At 67.0% G+C, this 23,010-nt stretch carries 18 protein-coding genes; 12 read left to right on the forward strand and 6 right to left on the reverse strand.

Translation table 11 applies throughout. The annotated features are described in order from the left end of the window. The first annotated feature begins 196 nt into the window (after positions 1–196). Both ETD86_RS15510 and ETD86_RS15515 read left to right on the forward strand, forming a co-directional pair. Positions 197–1,228: a tyrosine-type recombinase/integrase gene (locus ETD86_RS15510; protein WP_138666860.1), complete on the forward strand. Its 1,032-nt coding sequence runs from the start codon at positions 197–199 to the stop codon at positions 1,226–1,228. Next, complete coding sequence (locus ETD86_RS15515) at positions 1,228–3,054, forward strand: tyrosine-type recombinase/integrase (RefSeq protein WP_138666861.1); 1,827 nt, start codon at positions 1,228–1,230, stop codon at positions 3,052–3,054. The genes ETD86_RS15510 and ETD86_RS15515 overlap by 1 nt, the downstream gene beginning before the upstream one ends. A gap of 191 nt (positions 3,055–3,245) precedes the next feature. Here ETD86_RS15515 and ETD86_RS15520 read toward each other — a convergent pair whose 3' ends face one another. Continuing rightward, entirely contained in the window at positions 3,246–3,590 is a 345-nt protein-coding gene (locus ETD86_RS15520) for a phosphorylase family protein (protein ID WP_138666862.1), read from the reverse strand. 951 nt (positions 3,591–4,541) lie between these two features. On the opposite strand from ETD86_RS15520, the gene ETD86_RS15525 reads away from it, so the two are divergent. Continuing rightward, positions 4,542–6,593 (forward strand): cellulase family glycosylhydrolase, encoded by a 2,052-nt coding sequence (locus ETD86_RS15525; protein ID WP_138666863.1) that lies wholly within the window; start codon positions 4,542–4,544, stop codon positions 6,591–6,593. Between the two features lie 516 nt (positions 6,594–7,109). Here ETD86_RS15525 and ETD86_RS15530 read toward each other — a convergent pair. Together ETD86_RS15530 and ETD86_RS58130 are read right to left on the reverse strand one after the other, a co-directional pair. Then, a complete protein-coding gene (locus ETD86_RS15530) occupies positions 7,110–8,468 on the reverse strand; it encodes an extracellular catalytic domain type 1 short-chain-length polyhydroxyalkanoate depolymerase (RefSeq protein ID WP_138666864.1) in 1,359 nt (452 codons plus the stop codon). Between the two features lie 109 nt (positions 8,469–8,577). After that, positions 8,578–10,521, reverse strand: coding sequence for an alpha-L-fucosidase (locus ETD86_RS58130; RefSeq protein WP_246147924.1), 1,944 nt, complete (start codon positions 10,519–10,521; stop codon positions 8,578–8,580). Between the two features lie 1,100 nt (positions 10,522–11,621). On the opposite strand from ETD86_RS58130, the gene ETD86_RS58135 reads away from it, so the two are divergent. From ETD86_RS58135 to ETD86_RS15555, 5 genes are all read left to right on the forward strand, one after another. Continuing rightward, positions 11,622–13,397, forward strand: a complete 1,776-nt coding sequence (locus ETD86_RS58135; RefSeq protein WP_246147925.1) for an RICIN domain-containing protein — start codon at positions 11,622–11,624, stop codon at positions 13,395–13,397. A gap of 121 nt (positions 13,398–13,518) precedes the next feature. After that, positions 13,519–14,970 carry an arabinofuranosidase catalytic domain-containing protein gene (locus tag ETD86_RS58140; RefSeq protein WP_138666866.1) on the forward strand — a complete coding sequence of 484 codons (1,452 nt, stop codon included), beginning with the start codon at positions 13,519–13,521 and terminating at the stop codon, positions 14,968–14,970. Positions 14,971–15,228: 258 nt separating this feature from the next. Beyond that, complete coding sequence (locus ETD86_RS15550) at positions 15,229–15,717, forward strand: alcohol dehydrogenase catalytic domain-containing protein (RefSeq protein WP_211370056.1); 489 nt, start codon at positions 15,229–15,231, stop codon at positions 15,715–15,717. A gap of 53 nt (positions 15,718–15,770) precedes the next feature. Continuing rightward, positions 15,771–15,911 (forward strand): hypothetical protein, encoded by a 141-nt coding sequence (locus ETD86_RS56930; protein ID WP_211370057.1) that lies wholly within the window; start codon positions 15,771–15,773, stop codon positions 15,909–15,911. A 136-nt stretch (positions 15,912–16,047) separates the two neighbouring features. Continuing rightward, a complete protein-coding gene (locus ETD86_RS15555) occupies positions 16,048–16,578 on the forward strand; it encodes a hypothetical protein (RefSeq protein WP_138666867.1) in 531 nt (176 codons plus the stop codon). A 74-nt stretch (positions 16,579–16,652) separates the two neighbouring features. Here ETD86_RS15555 and ETD86_RS55120 read toward each other — a convergent pair whose 3' ends face one another. After that, positions 16,653–16,823, reverse strand: a complete 171-nt coding sequence (locus ETD86_RS55120; RefSeq protein WP_170223096.1) for a hypothetical protein — start codon at positions 16,821–16,823, stop codon at positions 16,653–16,655. A gap of 340 nt (positions 16,824–17,163) precedes the next feature. Between ETD86_RS55120 and ETD86_RS15560 the strand changes: the two genes are divergently transcribed. The 3 genes from ETD86_RS15560 to ETD86_RS15570 are packed head-to-tail and all read left to right on the forward strand — an operon-like array spanning position 17,164 to position 19,914. Then, positions 17,164–18,297, forward strand: a complete 1,134-nt coding sequence (locus tag ETD86_RS15560) for a Gfo/Idh/MocA family protein (protein ID WP_138666868.1) — start codon at positions 17,164–17,166, stop codon at positions 18,295–18,297. Further along, the gene (locus tag ETD86_RS15565; RefSeq protein ID WP_138666869.1) at positions 18,290–19,198 is read left to right on the forward strand and encodes a DUF6807 domain-containing protein; all 909 of its coding nucleotides are present in this window, start codon (positions 18,290–18,292) and stop codon (positions 19,196–19,198) included. The genes ETD86_RS15560 and ETD86_RS15565 overlap by 8 nt, the downstream gene beginning before the upstream one ends. After that, a complete protein-coding gene (locus tag ETD86_RS15570; protein WP_138666870.1) occupies positions 19,195–19,914 on the forward strand; it encodes a cupin domain-containing protein in 720 nt (239 codons plus the stop codon). Before ETD86_RS15565 ends, ETD86_RS15570 begins: the two co-directional genes overlap by 4 nt. A gap of 30 nt (positions 19,915–19,944) precedes the next feature. On the opposite strand, the gene ETD86_RS15575 is transcribed toward ETD86_RS15570, so the two are convergent. Together ETD86_RS15575 and ETD86_RS15580 are read right to left on the reverse strand one after the other, a co-directional pair. Continuing rightward, positions 19,945–21,228: a glycoside hydrolase family 30 protein gene (locus ETD86_RS15575; protein WP_138666871.1), complete on the reverse strand. Its 1,284-nt coding sequence runs from the start codon at positions 21,226–21,228 to the stop codon at positions 19,945–19,947. Between the two features lie 84 nt (positions 21,229–21,312). Further along, positions 21,313–22,314, reverse strand: coding sequence for a LacI family DNA-binding transcriptional regulator (locus ETD86_RS15580; RefSeq protein ID WP_138666872.1), 1,002 nt, complete (start codon positions 22,312–22,314; stop codon positions 21,313–21,315). A 191-nt stretch (positions 22,315–22,505) separates the two neighbouring features. Between ETD86_RS15580 and ETD86_RS60070 the strand changes: the two genes are divergently transcribed. Beyond that, positions 22,506–22,820 carry an integrase core domain-containing protein gene (locus ETD86_RS60070; RefSeq protein ID WP_425465638.1) on the forward strand — a complete coding sequence of 105 codons (315 nt, stop codon included), beginning with the start codon at positions 22,506–22,508 and terminating at the stop codon, positions 22,818–22,820. The last annotated feature ends 190 nt before the right edge of the window (positions 22,821–23,010 follow it).

Raw genomic sequence — 23,010 nt, forward strand, 5'->3', positions numbered from 1 at the left:
GCAATGAGGTCATCGCTGCCTGCCGTGACAACGACACCCGCTTCTCGGTCACCGCCAAACTCGACCCCAAGGTCAAAGCCGCTATCGCCACCATCAGCGAGGACACCTGGAATTCGATCAAGTACCCCCGTTGACGCCTGGCGCTGGGTGACAGTTGGTGATGCTGGAGTTACTCCAGTGACGGGAGTCTCCTCCGATGTCGTTCGATCCCTGTCTGCTCAACGGCCGTCCCGACCCTGCCCATCCCGGTGTGGTGCGCCTGGGGCATCCGGCGCTGGATGACCATCTAGAGTTGGTGGCGGCCCGGGCCCGGCCCAACACGTTGATCGCGACCGCGTATGACCTGAAGGTGTTCTTCAGCCAGATCCGCAAGGACCCGGCCGAGGTCACCACCGTGGATGTGCTGGCCTTCATCAAGATGCAGCGTTCGCCGCGCATCGATGCCAAAGTGGTCCGCCTGGAGGACGGGGAGGCCGGGCTGTCGGCCCGGACGATCAAACGTCGGCTGGCGAGCATCTCTGGGCTGTTCAACTTCCTGGTGGTGCGCGGCGACGTGCCGGCTAACCCGGTGCCTCAGGGACTGGCCGCCCGCCGCCCGGGCCAACGCGTGATCCGGCAGGTCCCGCTGATTCGTACGCCCCGGACACTTCCCCGGGTACTCGAGCCCGGCGAGGTGTCGGCTTTCGTGGCCGCGCTGCGTACTCGTCGCGACCGAGCGATGGCCGAGGCCATGCTGCTGGGCGGGCTGCGCCGCTGCGAGGTGCTGGGCGTGCCTCTTGGCGATCTACGACCCGGAGAGCATCGCGTATTCATCGCCGAAGGCAAGGGCGGACACCAGCGGATCGTCCCGATCTCGGCCCGGTTTTTCGCCACCGTGGCCGACTATCTGGCCACCGAACGGCCGCAGACCAGCACCACCGATCGGCTGTTCGTCGTCCTCAAGGGACCACGTCGCGGCCGGCCACTGTCGGCATCCGGCCTGGATGAGATTGTCACCGGTGCCCGTGACCGGGCCGGAATCATCCGCTTGACCTGCCATCAACTACGTCACACGTGTCTGACCCGGCTGCGCGAGGCGGGCATGGCGTTGGAAGCGTTGCAGGCCCAAGCCGGTCACCGCTCCATCGAATCCACCCGGATCTACCTCCACCTGGCAGGAAGCTGGCTCGCGGAGGAGTACCGGCGCGCCATGGAGGCGATCGACGCCCAGACCATCCAGGAGCGGTGATGGAGGCGAGGGCATCGCTGGCGGCCGAGCCTGACCTGGTCGAGCACTACTGCCATGACGCTCAACAGGCGGGGGCGAAGATCTGGCCGTCGCACCGACTCGCGGCCGAGACGTTCCTGCACCGCGTCGCTGCCTGCGGAGAATGGGCGGGCATGGACCTGACCGAGCGGCTGGCCGCCACCCGAGAGCAGATGCGGACCGGGCCGTTCGTCAGCTGGCTGATCGTCACCGGCCGGTGCGTCGTGGACGCCGCCTTCCTGGTCACGGCCGGGCTGCGGCTCGGGGAGGCTGCTTCCCGCTATCAGCCCCTGGCCCGGCTCCGGTTCGAGCAGGCCACGGACCGCCTGTCGATCGCTCTGGCCGACACTCGGTTGCAGTGGCACATGCTCGCCTTGCTGGCCGCGGCCACCGCCACCACCGTCGACCGCATCGACACCCAGATCTTCTTCGCCGGCCGTGAGCTGCTGCTGGCCGCCTATCGCCGGCGCGGACACCCTGACTCAGACCGCAACCCCGCCGCCATCCTTCATCGCCTGCAGGCGACGCTGTTCCATGACCAAGTGATCGACACCCTGGAGCGGCCCGGCCGCATCCCGGTCAGCATTGCCGGCTGGAACGGCGTCACCACCTCATACGCCCTGGCCGCCCGCCGCTACGTCGAGCAGGTCGCCCTCAGCCTTCGCCCTTCCACCGTCAAGGCCATCGAGCGCGATCTGCGCCAGTTCGGCCACTACCTGGCCGACCGACACCCCGACGTCACCACCTTGGCCCAGCTCAACCGCAGCCACATCGAGGACTACAAGCGTCACCTCGCCTGCGACCCGCGGCCCTCCGGAGCGCCGCTGGCCAAGCCCAGCATCAAGAACACGCTGATCAACCTGCGCTGCTTCTTCACCCGGATCACCGAATGGGACTACCCCGACGTCCCACCCCGGCCGCTGATCTTCGACGCAGATCTGCCCATCATCGACCGGCCACTACCCCGTTTCCTCGACGACGCCGCAGCCACCAAACTGCTGCGCACCGCCCGCGCCGAACCTGATGCCTTCACCCGACTGGTCGTCGAGCTTCTCGCCCGAACCGGTATGCGCAAAGGCGAACTGCTCGCTCTGACCGTTGACGCCGTCGTCCAGATCGGCTCGGCCTACTGGCTGCGCATCCCGATCGGGAAACTGCACAACGACCGCTACATCCCGCTCCACCCGGAACTGAAGAGCCTGCTGGACGCCTGGCTCCATGACCGGCCCACCGACCTGCGCTCGGACAAGATGTTCCTGCGCCGCGGCGGGCGCCCCATCCTCCCCCGCCACATCGACCAGGCCCTGGCAAAGGTCGCCGACACGGCTGGCATCGGCCACATCACCGCACACCAACTCCGCCATACCCTGGCCACCCAGGCCATCAACCGCGGCATGTCCCTGGAGGCCATTGCCGCCCTGCTCGGCCACAAGACCCTCGCCATGACCATGGTCTACGCACGCATCGCTGACCGCACCGTTGCCGAGGAGTACTTCTCGGTGACCGAGAAGGTCGAGGCGCTCCACACCCAGCCCGCCCAACTCCCCGCCACCGACGAAGGGCACCAGATGCGCCGCCTACGGGCCGAGATGCACCGCCGCATGCTCGGCAACGGCCACTGCGCCCGACCGGTCGAGATGGACTGCCACTTCGAGTCGATCTGTGAATCCTGCCAGTTCTTCGTCACCACGATCGAGTTCCGCCCTCGCCTGCAGGCCCAACGCGACGACGCCAAGGAGAAAGGACAGATCGGACGTCAGAAGATCTTCGACGGCCTGCTCGACAGACTCGACTCAACAGGCACTTGACTCGATCATCTGCATAACTACAACCACCGGCGCCTGCACTCCGCGCTCGGCTACCGGCCACCCCTGGAAGTACTCAACGAATCCCTTTCAACCCAAACAGCCGCATAGGCTACGCCCATAAGACGGCTGTCCGGAATCTCCGTGGCGCCTCACTCGTAATCAGGGCCACATGGTGATGCCTTATTCGAAGATCAAGCTGACCTCAATGGCGACTGGTCCAACCCGCCATTGAGCAGCACATCCCGGACGAACTCAGCCGCGTTACGCGCAGCGATCTCGTGCCAATCGTCGTTCTTGCTCATCCCCCAATCGCAGATGGATTTCACCACGATCCAGTCCACCTTCTCCTTGGCCGCGGCAGCGTAGACGCCGATTCCCTCCATCTCGCCACCGATCGCATCCGGATTCGCGTCGATGAGCTTTTGACGTGCTGTCGGCAAGTTGCGCAACAGGCTCCGGGAAAGCATGACGCCGGAATGAACTTTCGGGCCGTCCCTCGCCAACCTGGCGCTCTGGCACCGGTCGAGCAGCGTCACCGACGGGACAGCACGCTCACCCCTGCAGATCTCGATCTCTGTCCCGACGTGGGCTCGATGATCTTTTGTGATCGATGCCTCGCAGTCGGGTACACACCAGGATGTCTCCGAGCCGTTGCTCGCCTTCGCGCAGGCCATAGCAGATTCCGATGAGCAGGAGATGGTCAGGCCCCAACTGATCGATCAGCGACTTGGCGGTCAGCTGGGCGCCTCCCGGATCCACGGCCGCCGGCCGCGTCTGCGCCAGCAGGACCCGGGAACGGCGGTTATCGGGTCTTCACATTCGGCCGGGACGCTGACGCGGTCCTGCGCCAGAAGCGGCACACCAGGGGTTTCAATGGTGCCGAGCGCCGGGCGGTGGTCCCTCGGCGATCCGGCAGCTGTTCGATCGGGCGCATCGCAGGCGCTGCGAGTCCGGCACGTTTCCGCGGGCCGCGCTCCCGCGGCCGTGGTCACACCGAACCCTTTTCTCTGAAAGATTCAGGAGAGAAGGGCGAAAGTTTCTCTGCGTTTCCTCACTCCCTTCGCTGACCTGGCCGAAAATGTTGGGCGGTCTGTCCGATCCCGGGAATCTCAGGCTGAGCCGGCCTACGTGGTTGGCGGTGATTCTCTCCGTCACTACATTATGTTTCGCGTCAATCGATAGAAAATTTCACTGGCCCCGTCCGATGTTCAGGATCGGGCCGCAGGCCGCGCCTCGGCGATGGGAGAGCAGATGGTCATGTCGGTGCCGCCACGTGCGAGCGGCGAGAACGGCATCACGATATGGCTCCTGCTCGTAAGGTCTCGCCTCAGGCCCCGTGACCAGAGCCTCTGCCGGCCGAATCGGGCCTGAGCGCTGCGTCGGCACCTGCCACGCACATTCCCTCATCCATAGGTTCGTCCAACGTCGTTTTCCAACGGCAGCCGATCGGCGCGGTCGAAAGGGCGACGCGCCCAAGGGAGTGAGAAATGCACAGCTTACGTAAGGCCCGCCAACGGATCGGCGCGATCGCGGGCATCGTCATCGCGTTACTGACAGCGGGAACGATGACGGCCGTGAACGCGCAGGCGGTGGCCGGCTGCGGTGTCGTCTACACCGTCTCCACGCAGTGGCCGGGCGGCTTCACCGCCAACCTCAATGTCACCAACCTCGGTGACCCGATCAACGGCTGGAGGCTCGCCTGGGCCTTCCCCTCGGGTCAGCAGGTCACCCAAGCGTGGAACAGCACGGTCACCTCCTCCGGCGCGCAGGTCACCGCGGCGAACACGAACTGGAACGCGGCCATCGCCACAGACGCGACGGTCTCCTTGGGTTTCAACGGATCGTGGACGGGCGTCAACACCGCGCCCGCGTCCTTCACGCTCAACGGTGTCACGTGCACGGGAAAGGTGGTCGGCCCTTCGCCTTCGCCCAGCCCCTCGCCGTCGCCGACGACCGCGATGGACACCGTGGCCGCCATGCAGCCGGGCTGGAATCTCGGCAACACCTTCGACGCCATCCCCGACGAGACGGCATGGGGCAACCCACTCACCACGCAGGCGCTGCTCCACCAGGTACGGTCCCAGGGGTACAAGAGCATCCGAATTCCGATCACCTGGAGCAACCACCACGGTCCGGCCCCCGACTACGCCATCGACGCCGCGTGGCTGAACCGCGTCCGCCAGGTCGTCGAATGGTCCCTGGCCGAGGACTTCTACGTGCTGATCAACCTTCACCACGACTCCTGGCAGTGGATCAATACCTACCCGTCGGACTCGGCAACGGTGATGAACCGCTATACCGCACTGTGGCGCCAGCTCGCCGGCTCCTTCCGCAACCACTCGCCGAAACTGCTGTTCGAGAGCATCAACGAGCCACAGTTCGCCGGCACCTCCAGCGACGAGCAGGGCGACCAGCTGCTGAACACGCTCAACACCAAGTTCGTCCATGTCGTCCGTCAGTCGGGCGGCGCCAACGCCACTCGCGTCCTGGTTCTGCCTACGCTGCACACCAGCAGCGAACAGGGTCGTGTGGACGCGCTGGCCGCCACCTTCACCGCGTTGCGCGACCCCAACCTCGCCGCGACGGTCCATTTCTACGGCTGGTGGCCGTTCAGCGTGAACATCGCGGGCGGCACCCGATACGACAGCAATGTCGAACAGGACCTCATCGCCGGGTTCGACCGGGTGCGTACCGCCTTCGTCTCCCACGGCATCCCGGTGATCATCGGGGAGTGGGCACTGCTCAGCTGGGACCACACCCGCCCGGGCATCATCGAGCGCGGGGAATTCCTGAAGTTCCTCGAGGCCGTGGGCTATCACGCCCGCATCCGCAACCTCACCACCATGCTCTGGGACGCCGGTCAGTTCCTGAACAGGAACGAACTGCAATGGCGTGACCAGGGCGTGTTCGACATGATGAAAGCGAGCTGGACCACTCGTTCCGGCACCGCCTCCACCGATCAGGTGTACGTTCCCTCCAGCGGCACGATCGCCGGCCAGACGCTCACGCTCAACCTCAACGGCACCACGTTCCAGGGCCTGTGCCAGGGCAGCACCCCATTGAGCCAGGGCAGCGACTACACCGTGTCGGGCACCACGCTGACCCTCACCTCGGCCGCCCTCACCCGCCTGGCCGGCAACCGGGCCTACGGGGTCAATGCCACCATCGAGGCACGGTTCTCCCAGGGCATGCCCTGGCGGATAAGCGTCATCTCCTCCAGCACGCCGACACAGGCCGCCGCGAGCGGAACAACGACATCGTTCGCCATTCCCACCCAGTTCCGCGGTGACCAGCTCGCCACCATGGAGGCCAAATACGCCGACGGCAGCCCGGCCGGACCGGCCAACTGGACCACCTACAAGGAGTTCTGGCAGAACTTCCAACCCGACTACAGCGCCGGCACCATCATCATGAAGCCCGAGTTCTTCGCCGAGGTCAACGATGACCGCATCACGCTCACCTTCCACTTCTGGAGTGGAAAGCAGATCACCTACTACGTCACCAAGTCCGGCACGACGGTGACCGGCGCCACCACCTGACCACCACCGTGACGGGTGCCGCGCTTCTTGGCGCGGCACCCGAACGGCAGACGGAGGCCAACTGGCCTCCAGGTGGCTCGTTCGAACCACGCAAGGATGCCGTCGATCTCACGCGGGTCGGCGTGGCTCCGTGGCACACCATGGAACTCGTCGGAGACGATTCGTCTTCCGCGCGATGGAAACCGCGGCCTTACGCAAGATCTCCTTCTCCTCGCGCAGCGGCTTGACCGCACGGCACGGCCGGGCCGTCTCGTCTTTCTCGCCGCTGGTCCAGACCGTCGGCGCGGCGGCCGTCGTCAAAATCGGCCTGGCGCACCCGGAGACAGATCGACCGCGCGGAGGGCTCGAATGCCTTGGCGAGTTCCTCCGGCGGCCGGCCCCGCGCGCATCGGCTCCACCATCTGCCGGCGAACTCCGGCGGATGGTGGTTCGGCACGGTGAACTCCTTCCTCCGGGAAACAGGGTCCCCAGAGATTCAGGTGTCCACCGAACCGGGTCGACTCGGGGCGGACGGTGTCAGGCTCGGGTCCACTGCTGGTTGGTGCCACCGTGGCAGGTCCAGATGTGCAGTTTGCTGCCGTTGGCGGTACCGTACCCGGACACGTCAAGACACTTGCCGCTTCCGACCGCGGTGATGGTGCCGTCGGCGTTGAGCCGCCACTTCTGGTTGTTCTGCCCGTTGCAGTCCCAGATGATCACGGCGGTGTCATCGGCGGTCCCGCCGCCGTTGACGTCCAGGCATTTGCCGCCGTACACCCGCAGTTCACCGGCGCCGGTGGAGGTCCACCGCTGGTTGGCCTGTCCGTTGCAGTCCCAGATCTGTGCTTGTGCGCCGTTGGCCTGCGAGGCGCCGCTCACGTCCAGGCAGCGTCCCGATCCGACGCCCTTCAGCGCGCTGCTCGTGCCGCCCGAGGGCGACGGAGAGGGTGACGGCGAGGGGGTGCCGCCGCTGTCGAGGCCGAGGAAGGTGATGGCATAGGCGAGTTGGCCGCTCATCGGCAACTGGTGGCCGACCCCGCTGATGCTGATCCCCTCCACCGTGGCCTGGGCCGAGGTGATGCCGTACCTGGTCCGGGTCCAGTTCCACTGCGGACGGTCGGTGAACGCCGGGGTCTGGCTCAGCCCGTGCAGGTTCGTCCACTGCTTGATCTCTTCGCCGAAGTTGTTGTAATGAAGCGTCGTGTCCGTGCTGCCGTGCCACAGTTGCATCCGAGGCTGACGGCCGGTGTATCCGGGATACATCGACCGGGCCAGATCACCCCACTGCTGCGCCGTCTTGATCACCTGCCCGCCCGAGCACTGGCTGTTCCACAGCGACCCGTTCGTAGTCGCGAAACACCCCGCGGGAACCCCGGAGAACGCCGAACCGGCGGCGAACACATCCGGATACTGTGCGGCCAGCACGTTGGTCATCATCGCCCCCGAGGAGAACCCGCTGACCACGATCCGCCCCGGATCCACGTTGTAGCGCTGTCGCACCCAGGCGACCATCGCCATGACACCGGTGGAGTCGCCGCCGCCGTCACGCCGCAGCGCGGCGGGGGTGGACACATCAAAGCATTTCTCGCTGCGGGTGACCTCCGGCACCACGATGACGTACCCGTACCTGTCGGCCGCGGTCACGTAGTCGTGGCCGTTGCCGTTGAAGATCCCGCCGGCCGACCCGCCGCAGTAGTGGGTTAGCACCAGCAGTGCGGGCTGTGCCGCGACCCTGTCCGGTACGTATACGTACATTTTGAGGTTCGTCGGGTTGGTTCCGAAATTCGTCACCTGGGTCAGGGTCGCAGCGGACGCCGACGGTAGCCCGATGAGGGCGCCGGCGGCGGCCAGGCACAGGACGACGGCCGCCAGCACCGCTCTGATCACGTGCTTCACCCATTTGCCTTTCGTTTCCGGTCTACCGCGGCGGGCGCGCACGCCGGTTGGACCCGCCGTTCGCGTCCCGCCTCCGTGGACGGCCGTTTTTCGCTGCCCTATCGCAGGGTCAGGTCCGGGTCCACTTCTGGTTGTTACCTCCGTGGCAGGTCCACAAGATGGCCCTGGTGCCGTTGGCGGTGCCGGCGGCGTTGGCGTCCAGGCACCTACCGGACTGCACGCCGGTGATGCTGCCGTCGGCGTTGAGGGTCCACTTCTGGTTGGCCCCGCCGTTGCAGTCCCAGATGACGACCTGGGTGCCGTTGGCGGTTCCCTGGTTGCTGGCGTCCAGGCACTTGTTGCCGTAGACCCTGAGCTCCTGGGCGGGGGTCAGTGTCCACTGCTGGTTGACCTGACCGGCGATGCAGTCCCACAGCTGCACCTGAGCGCCGTTGGCCTGGGAGACGTTGGCGACGTCCAGGCACTTGCCGGCGTTGACGTTGCGCCATGGGCCGCTCGTGACGGCAGGGGGCTTCATCGGCCCGTTGAAGGTCAGCTTCACGACGTAGGCCAGCGCCGAGTAGGGCTGGCTCGGCAGGCCGATGTGCAGACCGGTGGCGTCCTGCGTGCGAGTGGGCAGGTTGATGTAGGTGCCGGCGGTGTTGCCGATGAGCTCGGCCCTGCTCAGATTGGACAGGTCCATCCGGCCGCCGGCCAGCGAGGCGAGGTTGAGGGTGGAGCCCGGCCAGCCCAGCACGGTGGCGTACAGCACGGTGTTGTCCTTGCTCCGGGTGTAGCGGATGTCCTGTGCCGTACCGGCTCGCGGTTCCACGAAGCTGCCGCCGCCCATTTTGGTCGGCCCCTCGCCGTAGGTGGTCCAGGCCCTCGTGGAGTAGATCGACTCACCGTTGCGCCGCAGGTAAGTGCCGATGGCGTTCAGCAGGTCCTTCTGCGTCTGCGGGATCGACCCCTCGGCCCTGGGCGAGATGTTCAGCAGCATGTTGCCGTTCTTGCTCACCCGGTCGATCAGTGCGTGGACGAGCGCCGCCGAGCTGTAGTACGAAATCCCATTGGTGTAGGACCAGGACGGGTTGCTGACGGCGTCGTCGGTCAGCCAGTAGGGATTGCGGATGTCGGCGGGGCCGCCGCGTTCGTAGTCGAACACCTCGCCGTTGGTGTTGAAGCCGTCCTTGTAGGCGACGACGACCTCCTTGCCCCACGCGTTGGCCTGGTTGTAGTAGTAGGCCAGGAAATTGAGGCGCTTGGACTCCTCGACGAGGTAGAGGCCGCCGTCCTGCCAGATCATGTCCGGCTGGTACTTGTCGATGACCTCCTTCAACTTGTCGTACCAGAGCTGCTGCTCCGCGGCGGAGCCGAGCTGCCCGTACAACTTCTTCAGGGTTGTGGTCGGCTGGGAGGGCACCTGGTCGTAGTAGCCGGTGAAGTTGTACAGGTGGTGCAGCGTGACCAGGAACTTCAGGTTCTTGGCGCGGATCGCGTCGGCGAACAGCCGAACCAGGTCGAGCTTGGGCCCTTTGTCGACCGAGTTCCACTCGTTGACCTGGCTGTCCCACATGGAGAAGCCGTCGTGGTGCTCGGCGACCGGCCCGGCGAACCTGGCCCCGGAATCGGCCACCAGCTGCGCCCACTCGCCGGGATCGAACGCTCCGCCTTGGGACTTGAGCTTCGGCGCGAACTGCACCCAGTTGCCCGCCCTGTCGCGGGCACCGTCGATGAAGTTGTGATACGGCCACGCCGAGGGATCACCGTAGACGCTCTTGTGGTGGTTGTTCTCGTTCGAGCCGTTGAGGTACATGGTGCGCGGATACCACTCGGTGCCGTACTCGGGCGTCGCGAAGGCACCCCAGTGCCAGTAGATGCCGAACTTCGCGTCCTGAAACCATTCGGGAGAGGCCGGATGCTGATCCACCGACGCCCATGTGGGCTCGTAGACGGCGGGGGCGGCTTCGGCCGGCTCTGTCACCGGGGAGACGGTGAGGAGGGCCACAGCGAGCAGAGCGGTTCCGGCCAGAGCGGCCCGATTGCGTAACCGCGACAGTTTGGTGGGGGGCACGCTGGCTCCTGTCGGTGTGCGGTCGTATCGATTCGATCCCGTGAGGACCTCAGGGTAGGAGTCGGTCTTCCGCTGTCAAGGCGGCATGTTTCCGCCTCCGCCATGACTCGTGCCGGTGGCGATGATCACGCATGGTCGACAGCGGCGACAGGCTCGGCGTTTCGACAGGCAGACGGGAAAGCCTTTCCCGGCGCAGGTCTCGCGGGCAGGCACAGGGGCAGGCACAGCCCTCCCATGCGGGAGATGAAAGTTTCACATTTATTGTGCGTCAGCGCGACGAGGCTTGTCTGACTAAAACCTTCCGAACTAGAAGGAGTGAGCCGCCCATGATGCGGTTGTGACTCACGACAGCACGGTGCAGGAAAGGGAGCAAAAGATCAACGCAGTGTCGCGAAGGGCGTGTGCGTGTTCATGGATAAGCCTGCTTAGAAGGGCTCTTAGGTACGCCTATTTCGCCGCCGGAACGGATCCGCCCCTCTCGCTGGAGCCTTCCTGTCGCTCACGCCAGACGCCGTCCAGTAGCGACTTCTGCCAGGTTACGCTCCCCGGAACAAGCGGGTGGTGACGACCCTCGCGAGAGGGTTCTGACCTTGACAACACATCATACGTCATATGTGCTGTGCACACCGTAAGGCCGTGCCGGTCACGGATCTGGAGCACATCCTCCCTCGAGAGGTTCGGTCATGCCCTCGTCGTCATTCGCGATCAGAAGCCACCGGTTGCTCACCACAGTCCGGATCGCTCACGCACCGGCCGCGGCGCTCCGCAGGTTGGTGGGAGGAGCCGCTGCTGCGGCTCTGATCGTCGTGGCCGCGTTTGGCGGCTCGAAACCATGCGTTTACCTCCATTACACACATTATTGACATCACTGATAGCGAGATCTAGTCTGCAGTCGAATCGATTCGATTCGATGCAGGACATTCTGGTTTTCGCGCCACCTCCCCCACGAAGCCGTTCCACTCACATGTGCGCACAGCACCCACGAGTGAGGAGGGTCCACAATGAACGTTGGCGACCTCGTCCGCCGAGTCCGACCGTGGCGTCCCACAGCATCCCTCCCGGTCCATCCGCCGGGCCCCCGCGTGTCTGAGGAGTCAGGTGTGGGCATCGCACCCGGCAGGCGGCGCAGAAGCCGCCGCGCGATCATCGCCTTTCTCGCCGTCGGCGCACTCGTCGCGGGTCCCGTCGTGACGTCGGCCACGCCGGCCCAGGCCGCGGACCAGTCCATTGCCGTCGACTTCTCCGCCGGCGGAGGCACTCCGACCTACCGGGCCTCCGGTTGGATCTACGGCATGACCGAGAACGCGTCAGGCCCGCCGGATCAGTTCTTCACCGACGTGAAGTTCCGGTACATGCGGGCCGGTGGGGCACAGCTCGACAGCCCGGGCGGCTGGGTGTCGGGCAAGTACGACCGCCGGTGGAACGCCACCCGCGCCCAGCTGCTGCGCACCCGGTCACTGGGCGGGGAGTTCATCCTGCTCGTCCATGATCTCTGGGGCGCCGACGGCTACCCGATCTCGCGCTTTCCCGGCGACAACGGCAACTGGACGGACTACGACAACTTCCTCACCCGCCTGATCAACGACGTGCGGGCCACCGGCGCCCCGGTGCAGTGGGACCTGTGGAACGAGCCCAACATCACTTTGTTCTGGAACCGCCCCCAGTCCCAGTACTTCGAGCTGTGGCGACGCACCTACCAGCGCATCCGGGCCGCGTTCCCGGCGCAGCTCATCGTCGGACCGAGCTGCGCGTGCGTGCCGTCCACCGGCCACGCCTTCTGGAACCAGTACCTGGACTACGTCAAGGCCAACAACGTGGTGCCCGACATCATCAGCTGGCACTCCCTGCCCGGTGACCCGGTGGCCAACGTGGCGGCGGCCAACACCACGCTCAACTCACGGAGCATCCCGCATCCGCGTCCATACCAGATCAACGAGTACGGGGCGTCCAACGAGCAGAACCCCGCGGACGGCGCCTGGTACATCGCGCGCCTGGAGAGGGCCGGCGCCGACGGCCTGCGCGCCAACTGGGCGGGCGGAGGAAACCTGCACAACGACCTCGGCAACCTGCTCATCCGCAACTCTTCCGGCCAGTACCAGCCGAAGGGCGAATGGTGGGCCTACCGCTTCTACGGCTCGCAGACCGGCCAGATCGCGTCCGTCATCCCCAGCTCCTCATACGACGCGTTCGCCACCAAGACAGCGGGAACGGCCAAGATCCTGGTCGGCGGCGGCACCACGACCGGCAACATCGCCGTCGACCTGCGGCGCCTGGACACCACGAGCGGCATCGTGCAGAACAACCAGGTGAGAGTCGTCGCCGAGCGCATCCCCTACAACGGCGGCGGCGCCGTCACGGCTCCGGTCACCGTCCAGAACTCCGTGGTGACCCTGTCCGGCAACGGCGCAACGGTCAACCTGCCGCACACCGCCATCGACGACTCCTACACCATCACGCTGCTGCCCCCCTCCTCCGACCCCGGCAACGGGTCGACATCGGTGTTGCGCAACGTCAACGCCGGCCGGTGCCTGGACGTCCCCAACTCGACCACCGCCAACGGCACCCAGCTCCAGCTCTGGGACTGCGGCACCGGCAACAACCAGCATTGGACCCTGACCTCCTCCAAGCAACTGCAGGTGTACGGCAACAAATGCCTGGACGCCAACGGACAAGGCACCGCCAACGGCACCCAGGTGATCATCTGGGACTGCAACGGCCAGACCAACCAGCAGTGGAACGTCAACGCCGACGGCACCATCACCGGTGTGCAGTCCGGCCTGTGCATGGAGGCGAGCAACTTCGGGACCGGCAACGGAACCAAGGTGCAGCTGTGGTCCTGCACCGGCACGAGCAGCCAGAAATGGACCAGGAGCTGACCCGGTGACCGGCGGGGATCACCGGGGTTTGTAAGGAATCCGTTTCTTCGACGAGCCGCGCCTTCGGAAGTCACAAGACGACCCCGCACATCCGAAGGACGCGGTCTGGCAAGGAGGCATCATGCCCCTGGCAAGCTTGAGAAGGACGCTCGCGGCCGGTGCGAGCGCGTTGATCGCCACCGCCTGCCTGACCGGCGGCGGTACCGCCGAGGCCGCAGCGGCGCAGCCGTGTGATATCTACGCCTCGGGCGGTACGCCGTGCGTGGCGGCGCACAGCACCACCCGGGCGCTGTACGGCGCCTACAACGGCCCGCTGTACCAGGTCAGGCGCTCTTCGGACAACACCACCCGCGACATCGGCGTGCTGAGCGCGGGCGGAGTCGCCAACGCGGCCACGCAGGACTCGTTCTGCTCCGGCACGACCTGTCTCATCACCATCATCTATGACCAGTCCGGCCGCAACAACCGCCTCACCCAGGCGCCGCCCGGCTACTGGCCCGGCCCCGGTCCCGGTGGATGGGACAACCTCGCCGACGCGAAGGCGGCCCCGATCACCATCGGCGGCCAGAAGGCCTACGGCGTCTACATCGCTCCCGGCACCGGCTACCGCAACAACAACACCAACGGCGTGGCGACCGGCGACCAGCCGGAAGGCATCTACGCCGTCGTCGACGGTACCCACTACAACCAGTGGTGCTGCTTCGACTACGGCAACGCGCAGACGGATGGCCAGGCCGACGCCCCCGCCATCATGGAGACCGTCTACTTCGGCGCCAACAAACAGTGGGGCTACGGGGCCGGAGCCGGTCCCTGGATCATGGGCGACCTGGAGTGGGGACTCTTCTCCGGGGTGAACGCGGGCTACAACAACCTCCCGTCGATCAACCACCGTTTCGTCACGGCCATCGTCAAGGGCGAGCCGAACCACTGGGCGATCCGGGGTGGGAACGCGCAGTCGGGCGGCCTGACGACGTACTTCGACGGACGGCGCCCCAACGGCTACCACCCGATGAAGAAGGAAGGCGCCATCCTGCTCGGCATCGGCGGCGACAACAGCAACGGCGCCCGCGGCACCTTCTACGAGGGCGTGATGACCTCCGGCTACCCGTCGGAGGCCACCGAGAACGCCGTACAGGCCAACATCGCCGCCGCCGGCTACGCGCCGGCGGCTGGCAACCCACAGCAGAACGTCCAGATCGTCGGCGGCCAGTCCGGCCGCTGCCTCGACGTACCCAACAACAGCACCACCAACGGCACCCAGGCGCAGCTCTGGGACTGCGGCAGCGGCACCAACCAGCGCTTCACCTACACCTCCGGCAAGCAGCTGCAGGTGTACGGCAACAAGTGCCTGGACGCCTACGGACAAGGCACCGCCAACGGCACCCGGGTGATCATCTGGGACTGCAACGGCCAGACCAACCAGCAGTGGAACGTCAACGCCGACGGCACCATCACCGGTGTGCAGTCCGGCCTGTGCATGGAGGCGAGCAACTTCGGGACCGGCAACGGAACCAAGGTGCAGCTGTGGTCCTGCACCGGCACGAGCAGCCAGAAATGGAGCATGCGTAGCTGACCCGCCGCAACAACCGGCCGGTCGTGCCGCCCTTCGCGGTGATGACGGCGGCTGTGAGAGGCCCGGCGGCGACATCCTTCTCGCCGCCGGGTCCGTTGTTTGCGAATCGATTCGGCGAGCCGGAGAACGCGCATCTCCACCGACAGTGCGCCTGCCGATAATGTTATCCGCCCAGGTCATGGCCTTGCAGGGCTTGGCGCTGGGTGACGCGATTTCCGGCCACTGGGAGGGGGACCAAGTGCGGCATGATGATCGGCCGTGCTCCTTCGCCTGGCCTACCTGACCGTCACGAACGCCTTCGCCGCGCTGCGGTTGCTGCCCATGGGCGATCGGGACAAGCCGCCGTACCTGGCGGGCATCGAAGGCGCCGGTGAAGTCACCGCCGTCGGCGAGGGAGTGACCCACCTGGAACCCGGCGCCCACGTCATCGGCGTCAGCGTCAACGGCGGCGCCTTCGCCGAGTACATGGTGCTGCCCGCAAACGCCGCAATCCCGGTGCCGGCGGGCTGGGCCGACGAGCAGGCGCTGGGCCTGGTCGTGAACTGGCCGACCGCGCTTGCGGCGCTCAGGCCACTGGGCGGCCTCACCGCAGGTCAGATCGTGCTGATCCACGCCGCGGCCGGTGGAACCGGCCAGGCCGCGGTGAAGATGGCCAGACACTACGGCGCGACGGTGATCGCCACAGCCCCGCCGGGCAAGCACGAGCTGGTACGAAACTGGTTTACAAGCACCAGATCCACGTCATAGGCCTGAACATCGGCATCCTGATCCAAGCCGCACCGCAGATCTTCGGCGAGGTCATGGGCCAGTTGTCCGGACTCCTCGCGGCCGGGGTGCTCGGCCCTGGACAGCCCACCGTGTACGAGCCGGCCGAGGGGCCGAAAGCACTCGCGGAACTGGAGGCACGGACCACTGTGGGCAAGCTGGCTGTGCTGCCCTGAACAGATCACGACACCCGATGCGGATCGTTCACTCCTGCTCGTCCACCACGACCCGCCGTGAGGCTCGTTGGCCGGCGGTGTCACTGATTCCGAGAGCGGCCGGTGAGCGGGCCGGGGAAAGGATTATGATCACCGAATGCCTGCCTCCCGCTCACCACGAATCGCGCTGATCGCCGGCGTTGCCGTCCTGGCAGTCGCCGTTGTCGCCGCTTTGACCGTGTTGCTGCTGTCGAAGAACGAGGAGCAACGGGCGCCCGACACGAAGGGTGGCGGAGAGAACTCTCCCCAGCACTATGCCGCCATGGCCTCTCGGGAGGGCAACTTCTTCTTGATCCAATGGATGGTGCATCCCGACGGAGGGCAAGTCCAGGGACGGCAGACGCTGGTCTACTTCAGCGACAGCGGCCGCCTGGTCCGCGAGGACGGCTCGGACAAGAACTTCACCGGCACCGCCGGCAGCGACGGCTCGTTCCAGAGCCAGGATCTGGAGGGAAGCCCGAACACGGCTACCGTCAGCGGGGCCACGCTGACCTTTGCTGTGTCGGTCTTCAACGAGAAGGTATGGAAGATGATCCCCTCGGCCGCCGTCTTCGACCAGGCGTGGCGACAGTACGCCTGCGAGCACCAGTACCCGAGCTGCTCGTCCCCGGACTCCAACGGCACCTGAACCCCTGTTGTCGCAGCGGCTGTGGCCACCGCGCCCCATCTGAAGCGACCGCCTAGTTCGCAGGGCCGAACAGGTTACAGAATCGCCGTGCGAGGTCTTCCTCGGTGACCGCGCCCTCCACCCTGAGCCCCCTGCGGGCTCAGCTGCCGGGTCTGCTCGGCGAGCCGGTCGGTGAACAGCGCGTCACGCTGCAGCAGGTTGTGCAGGACCTGCCGCGGGTCACGGTCTTGGCGAGAAACCGCCATGCCGGTTCACCGCGGCCGTCGAACACCGCCTGGCGGAACCGGGAGTCGGCAGCAGCCATACGGCTTGGCCCACTGCGGCGAGCAGGGGACGGACAAGATCGGGCGCCAGCCGCACACCCTCCGCGACCACCGGCCGGTCGGCTGGCAGGGCGAGAAGGTCTTCAATGATCAGGGCGAATCCTTCGCCGCGGGATGGATGGAATTTTCGGCAGACGCACAGCGGCTAACGTCACGTTCGTCCAGGAACGGATGGGCGAGGGGTTGACCCAGAGGGCGATTGAAAATAGGTTGACCAGGAAAAAGTGATCGATCACTCTTTGGCCGTCCGAAGGAGTCACGCATGTCTGCGTCTTCGTCCCCGGTTCGTGTCGCCGTCGTCGGCGCCGGGGGCATCGCGAAAGCCTGTCACGTGCCCGCCCTGGCCGCGGCGGGCGACGCGGTACGGATCGTCGCCGTGTGCGACATCGACTCCGGCCGCGCGAACGAACTGGCCGACGCCTACGACATCCCCGCCCGCCACACCGATCCCGCCGAGATGCTGGCGACCGAGAGCCCCGGCCTGGTGATAGTCGCCACGCCGCCGGTCGCGCATCGCGCGGCGGTGAGCGCCGCTCTGGACGCCGGCGCGTGGGTGTGGTGCGAGAAACCGCCGACGCTGTCGCTGGCCGAGTACGACGAGATCGCCGCCCACGAAAAGGACGGCGGCCCGTACGCGAGCTATGTCTTCCAGCACCGCTTCGGCAGCGCGGCGCGGCGGCTGCGGCAGCACATCGTCGAGGGCGAGCTGGGCGCGCCGCTCGTCGCCGTGTGCAACACGCTGTGGTACCGCGGCCACGACTACTTCGAGGTGCCGTGGCGCGGCAAGTGGGAGACCGAGGGCGGCGGTCCAACCATGGGCCACGGCATCCATCAGATGGACCTCCTGCTCAGCCTGCTCGGCGACTGGAGCGAGGTGCACGCCGTGGCGGCCACGCTCGGCCGGCGGGTCGAGACCGAGGACGTGTCGTTCGCGATCGTCCGCTTCGCCTCGGGCGCCATCGCCTCGGTGGCCAACAGCGTCCTGTCCCCGCGCGAGACGAGCTACCTGCGCTTCGACTTCACCGACGCCACGGTGGAGGTCGAACACCTGTACGGCTACGAGAACTCCAACTGGCGCTGGACGCCCGCGCCGCACGTCACCGACGCCGGCAGGATCGCCGGCTGGGCCCCCGCCGACAACACGCCCAGCTCACACCGCGCCCAGCTCACCGCCCTGCTGGCCGCGATGAGGGCCGGCGAGCGGCCCGCCGCCAGCGGCGCGGACGGCAGGCGCGTCATGGAGCTGATCACGGCCATGTACCAGTCCGCCATCACGGGACGTCCCGTCTCCCGGACCGAGCTCGGCCCCGCCAACCCCTTCTACCACTCCCTCAACGGCGGCGACACGGCGACCGCCGTCGCCCGTCTCCAGCAGAAGGACCCCCACCATGCCTGACACCACGCTCACCGTCCGCGACGAGGACAAGTCCCTGGTCATCGCCGCCGGCGACGTGCGAATCGCCCAATACGTCTACCAGCCGGACGCTCCCGACGCCGAGTCCCCCAAGCCCTACATCCACCCCATCCGCAGCCTGTCGGGCGCGCCCATGTCGGTCTACCGGCCGCACGATCACCGCTGGCACAAGGGCCTGCAGATGACCTGGGCCCACCTGTCGGGGCAGAACTTTTGGGGCGGCCCGACGTTCTCGGTGGAGCGGGACTATCACTGGGAGGACAACCTCGGCCACATCAACCACATCGCCTTCACCGAAGTCTCCTCTGACGGCATGCGGGTCATGGCCGAGGAGAGCCTGCACTGGGTCTCCGCGCCGGGCGAGCACTGGATCACCGAGCAGCGCCGCCAGGTCTTCCACGGCGTGGACACCACGCGGGGCATCTGGGCCCTGGACTTCACCACGAAGCTGCGCAACGTCCGCGGTGCCCCGCTCAGCTTCGGCAGCCCCACCACGCACGGTCGGCCTATGGCCGGGTACGCGGGCTACTTCTGGCGCGGCCCCAGGTCCTGGACCGGCGGCACGATCATCGGCGCCGATGGCCTGGGCGGCGAGGAGATGATGGGCACCGAGGCACGATGGCTGGCCATGGTCGGCCAGCACGACGAGATCGACGGCGGCGGCACCGTGCTGGCCATCGCCGGGCACTCCAGCGCGTCCGTGCCGATCAAGTGGTTCGTCCGCAGGGAGGCGTTCGCCGTGATCAGCCCCTCCCCCTCCTTCGACGAGGAGATCGCGCTGGCCGACGGCGACACCCTCGAACTCGCGCACCGCTACGTCTTCATCGACCACATGTGCGACCGGGCCGAGCTGGACGAACTCGGGGCGGAGTTCGCCCTATGACCCCGCTGTTCCCCGGCGGCACCTCGATCAGTGATCTGGCGGTCTACGACTGGGAGTGCGCCGACGGGCTACGCGGCGGCACCCCGCACCTGCACACGGCCTCGACCGAGGCCTACGTCGTGACTGCGGGCCGCGGGGAGGTGCACACCCTCAGCGCCGCCGGCTTCGCCCGCGACCGGCTCGAAGCGGGCACGGTCCTGTGGTTCTCGCCCGGAACGATTCACCGCCTAGTCAACGAGGACGGGCTCCGGCTGGTGGTAATCATGCAGAACGCGGGCCTGCCCGAGGCCGGGGACGCCGTGCTCACCTTCCCCGCCGACGTCCTGCGCGATCGCGACGCCTACCTCGCCGCGGCGGCGCTGCCGGCGCAGGGCTCCGAGGATGAACGGGCAACGGCCGCGCGGGCCCGCCGGGACCTCGCGATCACCGGGTTCCGGCAGCTTGTGGAGGACGTCGAGGAGCGTGGCGGGCAGGCGCTGGCGGACTTCCATCGGCTGGCGGCGGCGATCGTCCGCCCCCGGGTCGCGTCCTGGAAGGAGTTGTGGAACGAGACCGTCGCCACCGAGACCGAGCGCACCAAGTCACAGCTCGACGCGATCGCGGGCGGCGATCCCGCCCACCTCGGGCAGGCCACCGTGGTGAGGACCACGCCCAGGCCGGGTCTCCGCGCCTTCGGCATGTGCGGCCGGCTGCGGACCTGGGCGCCGCTGCCCTGATGCGACGGCAGCACCGGGCCGGGCCGCGACTCAGCGCAGGACGATCGTTGTCAGGGCACGCGGCGGGAACGTCACCGCCCCGTCCCGGACGGGAACCGGATCGAGCGAGGCGTTCACGTCGGTGCGGTACACCTCGGCCTCCTCGCTCACGCCCGCCCAGGTGCGAGGGGCCACGCCGGTGTTGAGCACCACGATCACGCGCGAGCCGTCGGGGTTGTGGAACGCGCACACCTTCAGCGAAGGCACCGCGCCCGCGGCCCCGATCCTGACCGCGCCCGGCCTGACGAACCTGCTGAACGCGGCCAGCGCCCACAACCGCTTGGAGACCCGGTACGTCCCCGCCTCCTCGTCGATGCGCAGCAGCGCGCGGGTGTTGCCCTTCGAGGCGCCCAGCCAGTACAGGTAGCCGGAGACGCCGGCGAAGGCGAGCGCGTCGTGCACGGCCGAGGCGATCGTGTAGCCGTCGGACCCGCTGCCGTCGTACCAGCTCTCGTTCCAGGTGGTGCCGTTCGGGTTCCACTCCGACATCCAGGTGGGCCGCTTCGTCGGCAGCGGCGAGTCCACCGGGGTGCCGTAGCCGTGGCCGCTGTAGAGCTTCACCCAGCGGCGAGCCCCAGGCTCGGCCGTCGCCGCGATGTACGCCTTGGTCTCCTCCCACCCGAGCGACTCGCAGCACACCAGCCGCACGCCCGAGGCGAGGGGGCCGAGCACCTTGACGAACTCGGCCGCCTCCTTCGGAGTGAAGCGCATGGACGGGTGCGGGGCGGTCCAGTCAGGCTCGTTCGCGAAGGCGAGGTCAGTGATCCGGATGCCTTCCCGCTGGTAGAACCTCGTGTACTGCACCAGGTAGTCGGCGTAGGCGCGCCACCACTCGGGCTTCAGCCTGCCGCCGTTGTCCTCCTCGCCGTTGTCCTTCATGTACCCGGGTGCGCTCCAGGGAACGGCGAAGAACCGCCTCACCCCATATTCCTGCGCGGCCCTGGCCACCCAGACCTGGCTGTTGTCGTCGCCGTCCCAGATGTACTGCGGCGGGGCGTCCGGGCCGCCGGGATCCTGGGGCTGGATCGAGACCATGTCGTCGTACGGGCTGCCGGCCGGCGCCGAGCCGATGCCCAGTCGCAGGATGCTGAACCCGGCCCCCTTGCCGCAGTCGAACCACAGGTCCAGGACCTCGCGCCGCCTGTCCTCCGGAAGCGCCTTGAGCAGCTCACCTCGCCGGAACGCCGTGGAGATCCCGAACCCGTCGATCGTCTGGTGCCGGACCTTCTCGTCGATGGTGATCAGCGGTGGATCGGCGGACCGCAGTTGGCTCATGGCCGTAGCTCCAGGCGGGTAGGGCTCATGGCGTCAAAGTGTTAGCACGTGGATGCCGTCCGGCTCAAGACGTGCGGACCGTCCTCACACGGGTGGTGGGCCGACCGTCTCGCGGATGATGACCCGGTTGATCGACCGTTCGGAGGCCGGCGGCGGGGCCTCGCCGCGCACCGCCGCGATGAGCCTGGCCATCGCCTCCCGTCCCTGAACCTCACGGTCCACCGCCACGGTGGACAGCGCGGGGGTAGCGAAACGTCCCAGCTCCTCGTCGTCCCAGCCGAACACGCTGACATCACCGGGAACCCGCCAGCCCCGCGACAGCGCCGCGCGTACGGCCCCCATCGCCACGTGGTCGTTCACCGCGACGATGGCGGTCACGCCGCATTTGTCGGGCAGGCCGCGGACGGCGTCGTAGCCGGACTGCGGGCTCCAGTCACCGAGCGCGACACCGTACGAGGTGAGCCCGCGGCGCTCGATCGTCCGCTCGAAGACAAGTCTGCGGTTGCGGGCCGAGGCCCAGCTCTGCGCGCCCGCGATGTGGAAGAAAACCTGGTGGCCGAGCGAGGCGAGACAGTCGATGATCTCCTCGACCGGGGAGGCGTTCGCGAGTTCGTTCGCCCCGCGCAGCTCGTCGTCGTAGTCGCCACTGACGACAATGGGCACCGGCGAGGCTGCGGGGTCGATCTCCAGGGGTGTCAACGACAGAACGCCCTCGACCTGCCCCGAGCCGGCCAGCTCCAGCACCCGCTCCGTCCTGGCGCGCGGATCGCCCTCGACGCTGAGGACCTCCAGCTGGAAGCCTTCGGCGTGCGCCGCCGCCGCGGCGGCGCGTAGCAGGCGCGCCGGCCACAGGTAAGTGGATGCGGGCAGGGTGATCGCCAGCCGGTTCGTGTGCCGCGTGCGCATGGAGCGCGCGACGAGGTTCGGCCGATAGTTGAATTCCTGGACGACCAGGTCGATCTTGGCGCGGGTCGCCGGCTTCAAGGTCTCGTTCTTGCGGAAGTACCGGGAAACGGTCTGGTGCGACACGCCCGCGCGCCGGGCCACCTCGTGGATCGTGAGGCGCGGCGTCTCACCTTCGTCCACGGGACCCTCCTCGCTCTGCTCACCACAGCCTAGCCGCCCTCGTTTCACCAGGGCATTGACGTCGAAGTGATCGATCACTAACCTACCACGGGCAAGAGAAGTGATCGATCACTTCTATGGCGCCATCAATCGCCCGCCTTCACGCCGAACAACCGAGACTGCGCCTGCCGATAACTACATCCGCCCAGGTCATGGCTCTGCGAAGGCTTCGCTTGGTGCACGTGAAGATCCCAGCGCGGTCGCCTCGCGCGAATGCATTTGCCGAGCGATGGGTACGGACCGCACGCACGGAATGCACAGACCGACTGCTCATCTTCGGCGAGCGGCATCTTCGCACCGTGCTGGACGAATACGCCCATCATTACAATCGTCACCGGCCACACCGCTCTCTCGGCCTCCGAGTGCCCACCGATCACGACTCCAACGTAATCCCGCTGCCGACGGGTCGGATCGAGCGTCGCGTAGTTCTCGGTGGGCTGATCAACGAGTACCAGCGAACTGGCTGATCAACGAGGCACCGTCACGAATAAGCAGGTCAGCGCCATGGGCCTGGTTTTGACACCCTTCACGCTCCGGATGCTGGAACAACGCACAGCTCCTTCGTAATCGGGCTGAGTGGGAAAGGCCTTGCCGTGCCGGCGATGGGGTTGGTGGGCCGCCCATACATACGGCGGCCCACCAACCCTCATGCTTTGC

The organism is Nonomuraea turkmeniaca, from assembly GCF_005889735.1.
In the GTDB taxonomy this organism is placed as follows: Bacteria; Actinomycetota; Actinomycetes; order Streptosporangiales; family Streptosporangiaceae; genus Nonomuraea; species Nonomuraea turkmeniaca.